Source organism: Myxococcus sp. CA051A (assembly GCF_013336705.1).
Classification (GTDB): domain Bacteria; phylum Myxococcota; class Myxococcia; order Myxococcales; family Myxococcaceae; genus Myxococcus; species Myxococcus llanfairpwllgwyngyllgogerychwyrndrobwllllantysiliogogogochensis.
In genome coordinates this window covers 47,117-61,679 of the sequence record NZ_JABUMS010000027.1, presented here as the reverse complement: position 1 = coordinate 61,679, position 14,563 = coordinate 47,117, and the positions used below count along the sequence as shown (strand labels likewise).

The following is a 14,563-nucleotide window of genomic DNA, read 5'->3' as shown; positions in this document are numbered from 1 at the left end:
CGTCATCTTCCTGGCCTGAAAGTGTCACGGGGTCCGGACACCCCTGAAACATGGCGTCGCTATATGCGCGTCAGCCATGTTCGAAACGTTCGACAGCGCCTCCGATGTTGCCTCGGCGCGAAGGTTCGCGCTCTCCACCACGGCGTCCGTCGCGGTCTTCGTGCTCATCGGAGTCGCCGTCGTCTCCTTCGCCGGCAAGGTGCGCGAGGTCATCCAGGAGAAGAAGGGCACGGACGTCGTCTTCCGTCCGCCCCCGCCTCCCGTCGTCGAGGTGAAGCCCCCGCCTCCGCCGCCGCCCGCGCCGCCCAAACCCAAGCTGCCTCCCAAGGCCGCGCCTCCCGCGCTCGCCAAGGCGCCGCCTCCCGCGGCCCCCCTCGTCGCGCCCGCGCCCATCGTCGCGCCGACGGTGGTGCCGCTCGACAAGCCTCCCGAGGCCGCCACGGAGACGGTGGCAGCAGCGCCCATCGCCGTGGGCGGCACTGGCGCGCTCGTGCCGGGCGGCCGGGTGGGTGGCACCGGTAGCGGCGAGGGCCTTTCCGCCGGAGGTGGTCGCGCGGCGCCCATCAACCTGCCGGAGTCGGCCACCGCGCCGGAGCCGCTCGAGTCCAACCTCATTCCTGAATACCCCTCCGAGGCCCGCTCCAAGGGTCAGGAGGGCATGGTCATCCTCAAGGGCGTCGTCGAGGTGGATGGCCGCGTCACCCAGCTCAAGGTCATGCGCGGTGATGAGCCCTTCGCCAGCGCGGCGCTCTCCGCCGTGCGCACGTGGCGCTTCAAGCCCGCCATCGTCGACGGCCGCCCCGCCGCCGTCTTCCGCATCTTCAAGGTTCCGTTCCGTCTCAAGTCGTAGGCCGTCTGACTCACCCGCACCTGCCCCCCAGGAGCACATCGCCATGAACTTCAATCTTCGCGACATCTACAACCACATGGGCGTGTTCGCCCTGGGCATCGCCTGGACGCTGATGCTCTTCGCCGTCGCGTCCCTCGCTGTCTTCTTCGAGCGGCTGTTCGTCTTCTTCCGCTCCCGCGCCACCTCGCGCGCCTTCGCCGCTCGCGCCGGTCAGCTCCTCATGCAGCACCAGCACGAGGCGCTGGTGAAGGAGGCCGAGGGCACCAAGGGCAGCCACCTGGCCGTGCTGCTCGGCGGCGGCATGAAGGCGTTCCTCGCGAAGTCGAAGCAGCCCGCGGGCAAGCTGGGCCCGGTGGAGCTCACCCGCCGCGAGCTGGTGCGCATCAATGACCGCGTCAGCGCGGACGTGCGGCGCGGCATGTCGCTGCTCGCCACGGTGGGCTCGGTGGCGCCGTTCGTCGGACTGCTCGGCACCGTGGTCGGCATCATCGAGGCCTTCGCCGGCATCGCCAAGGAGGGCTCCGGCGGCCTGGGCGCGGTGTCCGCCGGCATCGCCGAGGCGCTCGTCGTCACCGCGCTGGGCCTGCTCGTCGCCATCCCCGCGGTGCTGATGTTCAACTTCCTCTCCACTCGCGCGGACGCGCTCCAGCTCTCGCTGGATGCCGCGCGCAGCGAGCTGATGGACCACCTGGAGGACATGCCGGCCGACAAGCGCGGCGGCGTGAACAACGGCGCGGTGGCCACCGGTCCGGAGACCGTGGCGCGCCGGGAGGGGCTCGATGTCCGCCCGGCGTAGCAGCATCACCCCGGAGATGAACGTCACGCCGCTGGTCGACGTGGTGCTCGTCCTCCTCATCATCTTCATGGTCGTCACGCCCCAAATCGAGTCGGGCGCGTCCGTGGAGCTGCCCGCCGCGACGAACCCGGACAAGGAGAACAAGGAGCTGGAGCCGACCACGGTGAGCCTGGCCGCCAACGGCGCCATCTTCATGGACCGCAAGGAGCTCAAGAAGGACGCGCTGCTCGTGGAGCTGAAGGCCCTGCGCGAGAAGAAGCCGGACTCGCCGGTGGTGCTGAAGGCGGACCGGGGCGTGCGCTACTCCGAGGTGCGTGGCGTCTTCAAGAGCATGCAGGACCTGGGCTTCCCGGGCATCAACCTGCAGGTCATCGACAGGAAGAAGTAGGAGCGCGCCATGGCATTCGACCTCGGAGGCGGCAAAGCGGGCGGCCTGCGCCCGACGATGAACGTGACGCCACTGGTGGACGTGGTGCTCGTGCTGCTCATCATCTTCATGGTCGTCACCCCGCTGCTGACCAAGCAGATGTGGATGACGGTGCCCGCGAAGAGCGACAAGCAGGACGAGCCACCTCCCCCTCCGCCCGACGCATTGCCACCGGTGGTGCTCACGGTGGACCGCTCAGGCGTGCTGCGCATCAACCGGGAAGAAGTCCCGCGCGAGCAGGTCGTCGCGCGACTGCAGCGCATGCTCAACGCGCGCCCGGACAAGATCGTGTTCTTCGACGCGGGCGACGACGTGCCTTACGGCGCCGCCATGGAAGTGCTGGACCTCGCCCGGGGAGGAAATCTCACCGTGGGCGTGCTGCCGGACAAGCTCGCGGACTGAAGTGTCCGCCTGGCGGCGGGTCGTGACCTCGAGTTTTCGATCCGCCGCCTGAATCGTCACAAGCCATCCATTCCAATGCCATGCGACTCGCGTTGTTTACAGCGCGACCGTTGGCAAGGAGAGCCGTGTTGTCTCGCGCAAGCCTTCAGCGCGCCCTCGTGGCAGCGCTCATACTCATCACCTCGCCCGGGCTCGCCCTCGGTCAAACCCCTTCCCTTCCTGGCTCGGAGAGCACTCCGTCGGGCACGGAGACGCAGGTCGTCCCGCCCGTGACGGACAACCAGGCGCCGCCGTCCGAGGAACTGCGCCCCGCCGCTCCCGGCATGGCCCCGGCCGCCGACGGAACGAAGCAATCACAGCCACCTCCTCCTTCCCCCACACCGACCTCTCCACGGCAATCGGGCGTCACGCAGCCGAATGGCTCGCAGACGCCGGGCGCCGTGCAGGCTCCCACCACCGCGCAGCCGAACGGCACGCAGACGCCGGGCGCCGTGCAGGCTCCCGCGACGGTGCAGACGCCGGGCGCCACGCAGGCTCCCGCCACCACGCAGTCGAACGGCTCGCAGACGCCGGGCGCCGAGCAGGCTCCCGCGACGGTGCAGTCGCCGGACGCGCAGCCTGTCGACGGGGCTCCCGCGACGGTGCAGTCGCCGGACGCGCAGCCTGTCGACGGGGCTCCCGCGACGGTGCAGTCGCCGGACGCGCAGCCTGTCGAAGGTGATCCCGCCACCGCGCAGCCCGCCGACGCCTCGGCCACCGATGACGAGGCCATGCTGGCCGAGTCCTCCGCGCCGCCCCCGGGCTTCACGGGCATCCACGGCAAGGTCGTCGACGAGGCCAACCAGGAGGGCCTCATCGAGGCCACCGTGAAGGTCGTCACGGGCGCGCAGAAGCAGACGCTCACCGACCTGGACGGCAACTACCGACTCGCGCTGCCGCCCGGCAAGTACGACCTGCGCGTCTTCTACGACGTGTATCAGGGCCGCCGCATCACCGGCGTCATCGTCACGGAGGGCAAGGCCACCAAGCTCGACGTCGCGCTCGGCGCGGACGTGGGCGCCGTGCAGGAGGTCGTTGTCGAGGCCCGCGCCGACCGTCGCGCGGAAGGCGCCCTCCTCCAGGAACGCAAGAAGGCCGCCGCCGTCTCCGACGCCATCAGCGCCCAGGAAATCGCCCGCACGCCCGACTCCAGCGCCTCCGATGCCGTCAAGCGCGTCGTCAGCGCCACCGTCGTCGACGGCCGCTACGTCTACCTGCGCGGCCTGGGCGGTCGCTACATCACCACCCTGCTCAATGGCGCGCTGCTGCCCAGCCCCGAACCCGATGAGCCCAGCGTCCCGCTGGACCTCTTCCCCACCTCGCTGCTCGCCAACCTCAACGTGGTGAAGAGCTACACCGCCGACCTGCCCGGCTCCTTCGGCGGCGGCGCGCTCCTCATCGAGACCAACACCTATCCCAGCCAGTTCGAATTCAAGCCGCGCCTCACCTTCGGCGGCGACACCGAAACCACGGGCCAGGCACGCAACACCCAGACCGGCGGTGGCGGCATGGAGTTCCTCGGCTTCCCCGGCGGCAGCCGCCGGCTGCCTTCCGCCATCCCCACGGACCACGCGCTCGGCAACGGCAACGAGTCGCTCGCCGAGCAGGAGCGCCAGTGGGAGAGCTTCAACAACGTGTGGAACGCGCGCAGCAAGACGGCGCTGCCCAACATCGGCCTGAGCGCGTCGCTCGGCGACACACTGCGCTTCGACAACCAGCGCCTGGGCTACCTGGCCACCGTCAACTACGGCCACCGCGAGAACACCCAGTTCACGCAGTACAGCAAGGCCTCCTACGACCTGGAGGGCAACTTCGTCAGCTACGACGACGCCCAGACGCAACTGGGCACCGAAGTCGCCAACCTGAGCGGCCTCGCCAGCGTCGGCTACCAGTTGGACCGCGACAACGAGCTGACCCTCTTCAGCCTCTTCACCCGAGGCACCGAGACGCGCACCACCACCAGCGTCGGCGTGGATTCGCTCAAGGGTGACCGGTACGAGGGCAGCCGCCTCCAGTTCGTCGTCCGGCAGCTCTCCTTCAACCAGCTCCGTGGCTTCCACCGCATCGGCCTCTTCGGCGACTCGGAGGTGGACTGGCAGGCCAACCTGTCCCGCGTGGACCGCGACGAGCCGGACACGCGCGACTCGCTCTACAGCGACAACCTGGGCAACCCGTCCGGCGGCATGTCTTTCCCCAACCAGGCCAACAGCGGCGAGCGCTTCTTCGCCGACCTGGGCGAGACGTCCTTCGGTGGCAGCGTCAACATCACCGTGCCCCTCGCGGACGTGCGCCTGAAGGTGGGCGGCCTGACGCAGTTGTCCTTCCGCGACTTCCGCGCCCGCCGCTTCCGCTACGGCATCTCCCCCAGCTCGGACGTGGACCGCTTCCTGCCTCCCGAGACGCTCTTCGGCGCGGAGTACCTGGGCAACGGCATGCGCATCCAGGAGAGCACCCGTCCGGACTCGGACGCGTATGACGCGTCGCTCGGCGTCTTCTCCGGCTACGTCACCGCCGACGTCAAGGCCACGGAGGCGCTGCGCCTCGTCGGTGGCCTGCGCCTGGAGAGCACCCAGCAGAAGCTGACGGCGCTCAATCAATTCACCGGCGCGGAGGCCTCCCGGAACGACGCCGACTACCTGGACTGGCTGCCCACGCTCAACACCATCTACGCGCTCACCCCCACGGTGAACCTGCGCGCGGGCTACAGCTACACGCTGGCGCGGCCCACCTTCCGCGAGCTGGCGCCCTTCACCTTCTACGACTTCGTGCGCCGCCGGAACGTCTCCGGCAACCCGGCCCTGGTGCAGACGCGCATCCACAACGCGGACGCCCGCGTCGAGTGGTTCACCGGGGACAACGAGGTGCTCGCCGCGAGCGTCTTCTACAAGCGCTTCCTGAATCCCATCGAGCGCGTCGTCAACTCCGCGGGCGCCGGCGACATGAACTTCGAGAACACGCCGGCGGCGAACACCTACGGCCTGGAGCTGGAGGCGCGCACCTCGCTGGGCCGCGTCACCCCGGCGCTCCAACCGTTCAAGGTGGGCGTCAACCTCACGCTCATCCAGTCGAACATCGACCTGGGCTCGCTGCAGGGCCTGCAGACCAACGCAGAGCGTCCGATGCAGGGCCAGTCGCCCTACGTCGTCAACGTCAACCTCGGCTACGAGCGGCCCCAGAGCGGCACGGAAGTGGCGCTGCTCTACAACGTCTACGGCCGCCGCATCAACGAAGTGGGCACCGACAACCTGCCCGACGTCTACGAGCAGCCGTTCCACCGCATGGACCTGGCCGTCACCCAGAAGCTCACCGAGGCCATGCAGCTCAAGCTGACCGCGTCCAACCTCCTCAACTCCCGCATCACCTTCCAGCAGGGCGACATCGCCCTGGTCCAGTACCGCCCGGGCCTCGCGTTCTCCGCGTCGCTCGGCCTCTCCCTGTAGTTTCCCTCCCGAAAGGAAGTCTCGCCATGAAGCGCTTGTTTGCCTCCCTCTTCATCCTGTCCAGCCTTGTCATTGGCACTGGCTGCGGCGACGACGACAAGAAGGACCCGATTGACCAGCCCCCCCCGCCGCCCGATGCCGAGACGGTGGAAGTGGCGCAGGACATCACCGCGGACACGACCTGGAAGACGGGCAACACCTACGTCCTCAAGAAGTACGTCTTCGTCAACAGCGGCACGCTGAACATCGAGGCGGGCGCCATCGTCAAGGGTGAGCAGGGCAGCGCGCTCATCATCACCCGTAACGCGCGCATCAACGCGGTGGGCACCGCGGAGAAGCCCATCGTCTTCACGTCCTCCAAGGCGGCCGGTCAGCGCGAGCCGGGCAACTGGGGCGGCGTGGTGCTGCTCGGTCGCGCGAAGCTGAACGTGTCCGGCGGCGAGACGACCATCGAGGGGTTCTTCTCCACCAGCGGCAATGACCAGACGAAGTACGGCGGCACGGACGACGCGCACAGCTGCGGCACGCTGAAGTACGCGCGCATCGAGTTCGCCGGCTTCGAGCTGGCGCCCAACAACGAGCTCAACGGCCTCACCGTGGGCGGCTGCGGCACGGGGACGGACATCGACTACGTGCAGGTCCACAAGGGCCTGGACGACGGCATCGAGATGTTCGGCGGCACCGCGCCGCTCAAGCACATCGTCATCACCCAGGCGGATGATGACGCGCTGGACTACGACCTGGGCTACACCGGCAAGGTCCAGTTCCTCGTCGTGCAGCAGAGCCCCCGCGTGGGCGACCGCGCCATCGAGGCCTCCAGCCACAAGACGACGGCCACGCAGGAGCCCATTTCCATCCCCGAAATCTGGAACGCCAGCTTCATCGGCTCCAACGCGGACCCGGGTGGCAACCCCTCGCAGGAGGGCCTGGTGTTCAACACCGGCGCGGGCATCAAGCTGCGCAACGCCGTCGTCGCCTACTTCAAGGACCAGGCCGTGGACGTGGACGGCACCGCCTCCGCGGCGCTCTTCACCGAGGAGTCGGCCGACCCTCGGCTGTCCATCCGCAACACCTTCTTCTTCGACAACGCCAACCTGAACGACACCATCCCCTTCGCGCCGAACCCGAAGGTGGAGGGTGGCGTGACGGTGGACGCGGACGTCAGCCGCTTCAACGAGGCGGAGCGAATCCTGGTCGCGGCCAACGGCGTGAAGACGCAGGACCCGCAGCTCACCGACGCGACGAACCTGACGGCGCCCAACTTCGCGCCGCGCACGGGCTCGCCCCTGCTGAACCCGGACAACGCGGCCGCGCCGGGCGCGGGCTTCGACACCAGCGCGCGCTTCGTCGGCGCGGTGGGCACCACCAACTGGCTGGCGGGCTGGACGGCGTTCCCGGAGAACTGAGTCACCTCGCTTGAAACCGGTCCGCTCCGTGGCTGCCCTCGGAGCGGACCGGCACCGTGGCCCGGCCGCGGGTCTCTACCGGAGGGGGGCTCCGGGGAGGCTTCGCGTCCGGGCCTCGGCTTTTTCAGGAGGCCCCTAAAGGCAAGCGCATCACGCCGTGGGCAGCACGCCGTTGCCTTCGTGCGCGACGGCCAGCGCTTCCGCCGTGGCGCCTTCCGCGAACAGGGACGCACCCGCGGACGGACGCACCTTGGGCGGACGACCCCGGCGCTTCGGCGCGTTCTCCTCGTTGCCGTGCTGCGCGGCCACCGGCTCCACCGCGACACCCTCCACCTTCGCGCCCTTGCGCACCGGACGCGGCAGGTGGATGGAGTCCAGCTTCGTGTTCAGCTCCGGGTTCTCCTCGGAGAACACCCGCGCGTATGCCAGCGCGCGCTGGCCCTTCTGGAGCAACGCGTCCTGGCTCTCGTGCAGCGACTGCCGCGCGGCCTCCAGCGCCGCCTGCGCCTTCGCCACCGCCTCCGCCTTCACCCTCACCTGCGCCGCCGCGTCCTCCAGCACCTCCCCGCTCATGTCCGGGAAGCGCACCTCCGCCAGCTCCGTGGTGAACAGCTCCAGCAGCGCACGCAGCGCCGGGGAAATAGGGTCGTTGTCGTTCGAATCGAACATGGCGGGCCTCCTGGCTCCTCGCGATGGGGGAGACATCTGCTCACGTGTTCAGTGTCAGATCAAGAGGGTACGCTGCCGGGCCGGAAAGTCGGCCCCGTCCGCGTTTTCTCCCACACACCGCCGGCTGACGCTTCGTTCAGTGCCAGCGCTTCGGGCCTCAGTCCACGCGGACCAGGGATGCCTCGCGCAGCCCTTCGTTCGCGCCGATGTCCACCGCGAGATAGTGCCGCCCCACTCCGTCGAACGTCTCCGGAATCGCGCCGCCGCCCCCGGAGATGAACGCGGGGATGCCCGCGTTGGTGAAGGAGTAATACGAGTGGATGTGTCCGTAGAGCGTGAGGTCCACGCCCTCGCGCGCGAGCTTGCCCACCAACCCCGCCGACTCGCCCCGGTTCGCGAAGCCGCCGCCCCGCAGGCCCACCGGGTCCTGCGGCGGCACGTGCATCGCCACCACGTGCGTGCCCTGTCGTGACGACGCGAGCCACCCGTCGAGCTGCTCCTCCACGATGGGGTCCAACGTGCCGTTGCTCGAGTCCACCACGGTGAAGCGCACGCCCTGGAACACGAAGCTCTGGCTGCCGCGCCCCACGAGCGTCGTGTACTCCTCCGCGTCCTTCGAGAAGGTCTCGTGGTTGCCCAGCGTCGCGTACAGCGGAATGCGCGAGCCCGCCTCCAGGCGCTCCTGGAACTCCAGCAGTTGCTCGCGCGTGCCGTTCTCCGTCAGGTCTCCCGCGAACAGGATGAAGCGCAGCGAGTCATCCTTCACCAGCCGCGCGTAGACATCTCCCACGCGAGGCAATGCCTCCTGCACGTCCGCCAGCGCCGCGAAGCGGAAGGGCGCCGTGGAGTCCCAACCCGGAGGCGCGACTCGAAGCCTGGCCACCGCGCCCGGACGCAGTCCCACGCGCCACGCCTTCACCGTGGGAAGCGCCTGCGGCACCGGCTCCACCGCCAGCACCTCGCCGTCCTCCAATTCCGCGAGCAGCTCCGCGTCCGGCATCGCGTTGCGCACCGTGAGGACCCAGTCCGACGTCGACTCCGCGTCCAGCGTCGCCCGCGCCGTGAAGACCGGGGCATTGCCCCACAGCGTCACCTCGCCCGAGCCGACACTCCGCACCGCCGCGAGCCCGTCCGCCACCTCCAGCGACAGTCCGCCACCCTCGGCGCGGCCCACCTTGGAGTCACGCACCGCGCGGTTCTCCGCGGGCCGCAGGCACCCCGTCATCAGCAGCGCCGACAGCACGCCCATGGCACCGATGCGACTCATGACTCACCTCCCAGCGCATAGATGAGGGACAGCCGCCCCACGAGCGCGCCACCCGCTTGAAACTCCGCGGCGACACCCCACGTCTCGGTCAGGAGCGCGCGCCCCCGGAGCCCGAAGTTGCCCACCACGCCTCCGCCCAGCGTGCGCAGCCCGCCCGCGAAGCCGTCCTTGCGGTGGTCATAGAAGAGCATCGCCTCGCCCTTGAACGGCCCACCGCCGCGCCCCAGCCACACGCCGTAGCCGAAGCTGAAGAGCAGCTGCGAGTGCAGGTTCCCGTCACTCACCGGGCCCGGATAGCTGTAGCCCTGGAGCGCCATGCCGATGCTCGCCTCCGCGAAGGAGCCGGCCAGGGACGGACTCACCCGCGACATGGCGTAGCGGCCTCGGAAACCCATGTCGCCACCGACGACGGTGAAGCCCTCCGTGGGGAAGCGATGGAACAGGCCGAACAGCTCCGCGTCCAGCGACGAGCCATCCGAGCCCGCCCGCCGACGCTCCGGCTCGCCGAGCAGTCGATACGCACCGCCCAGCCGCACCTGTGTGTTGCCTTCGTCCGGGGCCAGTCGAGCGATGGCCTCCAGCTTCACCTCCTCGAAGCGGGCCACCGCGCCCAGCGACACGAAGTGGTCGTAGTCGAACGAGGTGTCGCTCACGTACTGGTAGCCCATCTCGAACTCCAGCGGCGGCAACGAGGACGCGGGCACTCCCGGGTCGAACGCCGGCGACGCCACCGAGTAGAGATTGGCGAGCGCGGAGATGCCGAACACGCTGAAGCCCGCCAGCGTCACCGCGTACAGCGGAGCGATGGTGCGCCGCGACGCCCCCGTGAGCGCGATGGGCACTCCGCCCAGCGCGATGAGCCCCAGCCCCGCGCCCTCCATCGCGAAGAGCCGCTTGGCCGTGTGCCCGTCTCCCGCCAGCGCCGGCGCGAGTCCGTGGAACAACAACCCCGGCACCACCGCCACCGCCGCGGGCACCACCTGGAACGAGCGGGACGCATCCAGCAGCGCCGTCGTCGACGCGGGCAGCGGGGACAACGGGCTGTCGGGGCGGCCTTGCGGCGTCAGCGGCGCGGGCAGTCCCATCGGCACCTCGGACACACTCGCCGCGGCTTCGGCCGAGGCGGGCGCCAGGAGCTCCGACGAGGGGCTCGGCACGGGTGACTCCACGCGCAGCAGCTCCGGCGCGGGAAGCGGTGACGGCCTCCCCAGGTCTGGCATGGGCACCATGGCGTCGGGCATCCGGGGTCGCCTCGGCGCGCCCACCGTGGCGCGACCCGGCAGGTCCCTCGGGATGTCCGTCCCACCCAGTTGGGGGCTCCGGGCAAGCAGATCAAACGCAGTCAGCGGCTCCGCCTCCGCGTCCTGGGCCAGGGCTCGGACGGGAAGGACGAGGAACGCACCCACCACCGCCACGGCAAGGGGCCACGAGCGGGGGGACAGCTCGGACACCATGGGCTTCGCCTCGTTTCTCTGGAGAGAGCCAGACCGCCCTCATCCAACGGCCTGGGCCGTGCCGGCCTACATAACCGCCCCCCGGCCTTCCGCAGCACGGACCTGCGTGAAGAAATGTGAAGCGAGCTGACAGTCGGAGCGTGAAGGCGCCTCCGTTGAATCACAACCCATTGGAATCACTGGGAGACTTCACGACATTCTCCCGGACCCCGGATTATCCATCCCCTCGACGAATCATTCTGAGAAGTGATGGCCCTCAGTCCGAGAGCGACGCGGCCGCTTCGAATGGGCGGGATTCGAGCCCTGGGGCGCGGATCACCCGGCAGATCCAACCATCCCACGGAAAACTTCGCGTGCGACGCGAGCCCGTTCCGGGACTTTCAGTAGAACAAGAGTATGCTCGATGTCTCACAACGTCCTGAACTGGCCTTGTAATCGTGGCGGAACCGACTCCCCAGCAATTCGGCAAATACGTCCTTCTTTCGAAGATTGCCGCGGGAGGCATGGCCGTGACCTACCGCGCCCGGATGACCGGAGCGGCGGGCGTCACGAAGCCCTGCGTCATCAAGCAGATCCTCCCCCACTTCGTGGACGATACGGACTTCGTCGAGATGTTCATCGGCGAGGCGCGGCTGGTGGCCAGCATGAGCCACAGCAACATCGCCCAGGTGTTCGACTTCGGCGAGGTGGACGGCCAGTACTTCATCGCCATGGAGCTGGTGCAGGGCCAGCCGCTCTCCAAGGTCCTGCGTCGAGCGGCGCGCGCGGGAATGACGTGCTTCCCCGAGGCCCTGGCGCTGCACGTGGGGAGCAAGCTGTGCGATGGCCTGGACTACGCGCACCGGCACGTGGGCGAGGACAACGTGGAGATGGGGCTGGTGCACCGGGACGTCTCCCCGGACAACGTCCTCATCTCGTACGAAGGTGAAATCAAGGTCATCGACTTCGGCATCGCCAAGGCCACCAGCGCGGTGGAGGCGAAGACGTCGCCGGGCACGCTCAAGGGCAAGTACCCATACTTCTCCCCGGAGCAGGCGCAGGGCCGGCAGGATTTGGACGCCCGCACGGACGTGTACGCGGCGGGCGTGGTCCTCTACGAGATGGTGTGCGGCAAGCGTCCCTATGAGGGCGAGTTCGTCACCGTCCTGCCGCGCATCCTCACGGGCGACTGTCTGCCTCCGTCGGCGAACAACCCGTCGGTGAGCCCGGACCTCGAGACGGTCATCTCCCACGCGATGGCCATGGAGCGCGAGTCGCGCTACCAGACGGCGAAGGAGCTGAGCGAGGCGCTGGTGGAGTTGCTCTACCGCGACAACCCGCGCTTTACGCCCGCGCTGCTGTCGCAGCTCATGGCCTACCTCTTCGCCGAGGAGCTGATCGCGGAGGGCCGCAAGGCGGAGGTGTCCACCGCCTTCAAGGAGCAGATTTCGCAGTGGCAGTTGGGCACGGTGGAGCCCTCCGCGGGCCGCGCCCGGCCGCTGTCCTCCGGCAGTGGCCAGGTCGGCAGCAGTCCGCGCGCCTCCAGTCCGGGCCTGCGCTCCAAGCCGGGCAGTGACAGCGGTGCGAAGCCCCCGAGCGACGGCGCTCGTCGGCCCGCCGGCAGCAGTCCGGGGATGCGCAAGGTGACGAGCGCGGGAAGCATCCGCCGCGCGACGAACACCGGAATGCCTCGCGTGGAGAGCACGGGCGCTGGCCGCAGGCCCGTGACGAGCGAGCGCCCCGGACCTCCCGTGCCGGAGTTGCCGGAGGAGCCGGACACGGACTCGAGTGACATCATCAAGACGATGATGCCCACCGTCGTGCCCGCCGCGCTGGCCACGTTGGCCGCGCCGCTGGACACGCCCGTGGAGACGCCCGCCGTCACCGGCCAGTCCATGACGACGCAGCCCGCGGGAGTCTCCAGCGTGGCCCGGACGTACACGGGCACGGGATACCGCACCTCGGTGGACGAAGCGCGCGAGGCGCTGGCGCGGGAAGAAGCCGAGCGCGTCGCGAAGCAGCAGAAGGCCGTGAAGCAGATGACGCTCTATGTCTTCGGCTCGGCCATCGTCATGCTGTTCATCGCGCTCTTCTACCATTTCGTCATCAAGTCGGACGCGCCCGACACCTCGGCGTCGAACAGCGCCACGCTGTGGGTCACCTCCAAGCCCGCGGGCGCCAAGGTGAAGCTCAACGGCCGCGACGTCGTCGGCAAGACACCTCTCATGGTGGAGGGTGTCCTCGTGGGCGAGGCCAACACCCTGGTGCTCACGCTGCCGGGACATCTCGCCTGGACGCGGCGCTTCACGCCGACGTCGATGATGATGGAGCCGATGAACGCGGAGCTTCAGCTCCTCGCCACGCCTCCGCCCACGGATGCGCCGCCTGTCGTGGCCGCGCCCGTGGAGCCGAAGCCCGTGGACCCGAAGCCCGTGGGCGAGGCCCAGCCCGTCGTGGCGACGGGCCCAGACGACGGCGGCATTCCGGTGAAGGTCGACCCGGCGGTGGTGGCGGCGACGGCGACGGGCACGACGACCGACGACGATGAGGATCCACAGCCGCTGGTGGACCCCAAGGAGCCAAGCGCGGCGCTGCGGGAGTTGCATGAGGTGGACTACCCCACGCGACTGCTGGTGCTGCGGCCCATGTACAACGCGGCGCCCATTCCCGAGTACGCGACGGCCACCATCGACCTGAATCCGGGCACCTCGTATTCAGTGTGGACGCAGGGCACCGCTTCATTGGCCGAGGGCCGGGGCACCGCTTCCGGGACGCTGGTCTACTTCGCCGAGGGCGACGGTCCCGTGGATGGCAGCTTCGGGCTGCTGAGCGCCTCCACGCGCACCATCAAGAACGCTCGGAAGCTGCATGTGTTCGCGGTGGACGACAACGGGCCGGAGGACAACACCGGCAGCATCCGCGTCGTCATCCGCCAGTCCGCCTACGTGCCGCCGCGCTCGCTCGCCTTCGAGGCGAAGGAGCACGCGGTGCAGCTCAAGCCCGAGCACCAGGTCGTGCTGCGCGGACTCAACCCGCGCTCCACCTACCTGTTCACCGTGCGGGACGACTTCGCGGAGCTGCGCTCGGGCGCCAATGGTCGTGTGCGACAGGTGCTGTGCATCGAGCGCGGCACGTCGCCGTCCTCCGTCCGCACCTCGCACCGGATGCTCGAGACGGGCAAGCGCTACCAGGTCACCGACACCGAGGACCTGCGCTGCTTCTTTCCTGACTCGAAGCGGAGCGACAACCAGGGCGCGCTCGAAGTGGACATCGTCGATGCGACCACGCTGTCGCGGAAGGAACGGGCCGCGGTGCTTCGCGGTTCGCGACGTTCGGAGCGCTGACGCACGGTACGGCGCGGCGCGGGCGACGCTCATCCCCCCGCGCATGAACCTCTTCGCCACGTAGAGTTGGCCTGCTACGGCGCGCACGAGTGCGTTGCAGCACATCGCGCCCCGTCCAGTGCACGCGAGATGCAGTCACTCACATGCCGCACCTCGGCTGTCCCGTACAGGTGCGCGAGCCCCAATCACCCGCATGCCGCGCCTCGACCGCTCCGCTCGGGTGCGCAAGTCCCAGTCACTCACATGCCGCGCATCCGCTGCCTAACGCAGGTGCGCAAGCGCCAGTCATTCGCATGCGGCGCATCCACCGCCCCGCGCAGGTGCGCACGCGGCCACCTCTCGCAGTGCCACGCACGGCGCCCCGCTCCGGGACGAAAGTCCCAGTGTCTCGCATGGCGCACTGTGCGTCTTTGCTCTCTAAGAGTAGACGGACAACCAGGCCTTCCGCAGTCCGCTCGTCCTCCGAGCCTACGCGGGAGCCATGCCTGGA

The 14,563-nt window shown here is 69.2% G+C and carries 10 protein-coding genes; 7 read left to right on the top strand and 3 right to left on the bottom strand.

Features of this window, described 5'->3' with window-relative positions:
- Window positions 1-76 precede the first annotated feature (76 nt).
- The 6 genes from HUA74_RS41850 (at window position 77) to HUA74_RS41825 (ending at window position 7,360) form a co-directional block, all read left to right on the top strand.
- A complete protein-coding gene (locus tag HUA74_RS41850; protein ID WP_174459045.1) occupies window positions 77-850 on the top strand; it encodes an energy transducer TonB in 774 nt (257 codons plus the stop codon).
- A 43-nt stretch (window positions 851-893) separates the two neighbouring features.
- A complete protein-coding gene (locus tag HUA74_RS41845) occupies window positions 894-1,646 on the top strand; it encodes a MotA/TolQ/ExbB proton channel family protein (RefSeq protein ID WP_141642072.1) in 753 nt (250 codons plus the stop codon).
- Window positions 1,630-2,034 (top strand): biopolymer transporter ExbD, encoded by a 405-nt coding sequence (locus HUA74_RS41840; RefSeq protein WP_174459044.1) that lies wholly within the window; start codon window positions 1,630-1,632, stop codon window positions 2,032-2,034. Before HUA74_RS41845 ends, HUA74_RS41840 begins: the two co-directional genes overlap by 17 nt.
- Window positions 2,035-2,043: 9 nt before the next feature.
- Window positions 2,044-2,475, top strand: coding sequence for a biopolymer transporter ExbD (locus HUA74_RS41835; protein WP_141642070.1), 432 nt, complete (start codon window positions 2,044-2,046; stop codon window positions 2,473-2,475).
- An 80-nt stretch (window positions 2,476-2,555) separates the two neighbouring features.
- Window positions 2,556-5,954, top strand: coding sequence for a TonB-dependent receptor domain-containing protein (locus HUA74_RS41830; protein ID WP_174459043.1), 3,399 nt, complete (start codon window positions 2,556-2,558; stop codon window positions 5,952-5,954).
- 26 nt (window positions 5,955-5,980) lie between these two features.
- On the top strand, window positions 5,981-7,360 hold the full coding sequence (locus tag HUA74_RS41825) for a hypothetical protein (protein ID WP_174459042.1): 1,380 nt from the start codon (window positions 5,981-5,983) through the stop codon (window positions 7,358-7,360).
- A gap of 150 nt (window positions 7,361-7,510) precedes the next feature.
- On the opposite strand, the gene HUA74_RS41820 is transcribed toward HUA74_RS41825, so the two are convergent.
- From HUA74_RS41820 to HUA74_RS41810, 3 genes are all read right to left on the bottom strand, one after another.
- On the bottom strand, window positions 7,511-8,029 hold the full coding sequence (locus HUA74_RS41820) for a hypothetical protein (protein ID WP_174459041.1): 519 nt from the start codon (window positions 8,027-8,029) through the stop codon (window positions 7,511-7,513).
- Window positions 8,030-8,186: 157 nt separating this feature from the next.
- Complete coding sequence (locus HUA74_RS41815) at window positions 8,187-9,296, bottom strand: metallophosphoesterase (protein WP_174459040.1); 1,110 nt, start codon at window positions 9,294-9,296, stop codon at window positions 8,187-8,189.
- Complete coding sequence (locus HUA74_RS41810) at window positions 9,293-10,750, bottom strand: hypothetical protein (protein ID WP_174459039.1); 1,458 nt, start codon at window positions 10,748-10,750, stop codon at window positions 9,293-9,295. The genes HUA74_RS41815 and HUA74_RS41810 overlap by 4 nt, the downstream gene beginning before the upstream one ends.
- Window positions 10,751-11,187: 437 nt before the next feature.
- Here HUA74_RS41810 and HUA74_RS41805 point away from each other — a divergent pair, with 437 nt between their 5' ends.
- Window positions 11,188-14,073 carry a serine/threonine-protein kinase gene (locus tag HUA74_RS41805; protein WP_174459038.1) on the top strand — a complete coding sequence of 962 codons (2,886 nt, stop codon included), beginning with the start codon at window positions 11,188-11,190 and terminating at the stop codon, window positions 14,071-14,073.
- The last annotated feature ends 490 nt before the right edge of the window (window positions 14,074-14,563 follow it).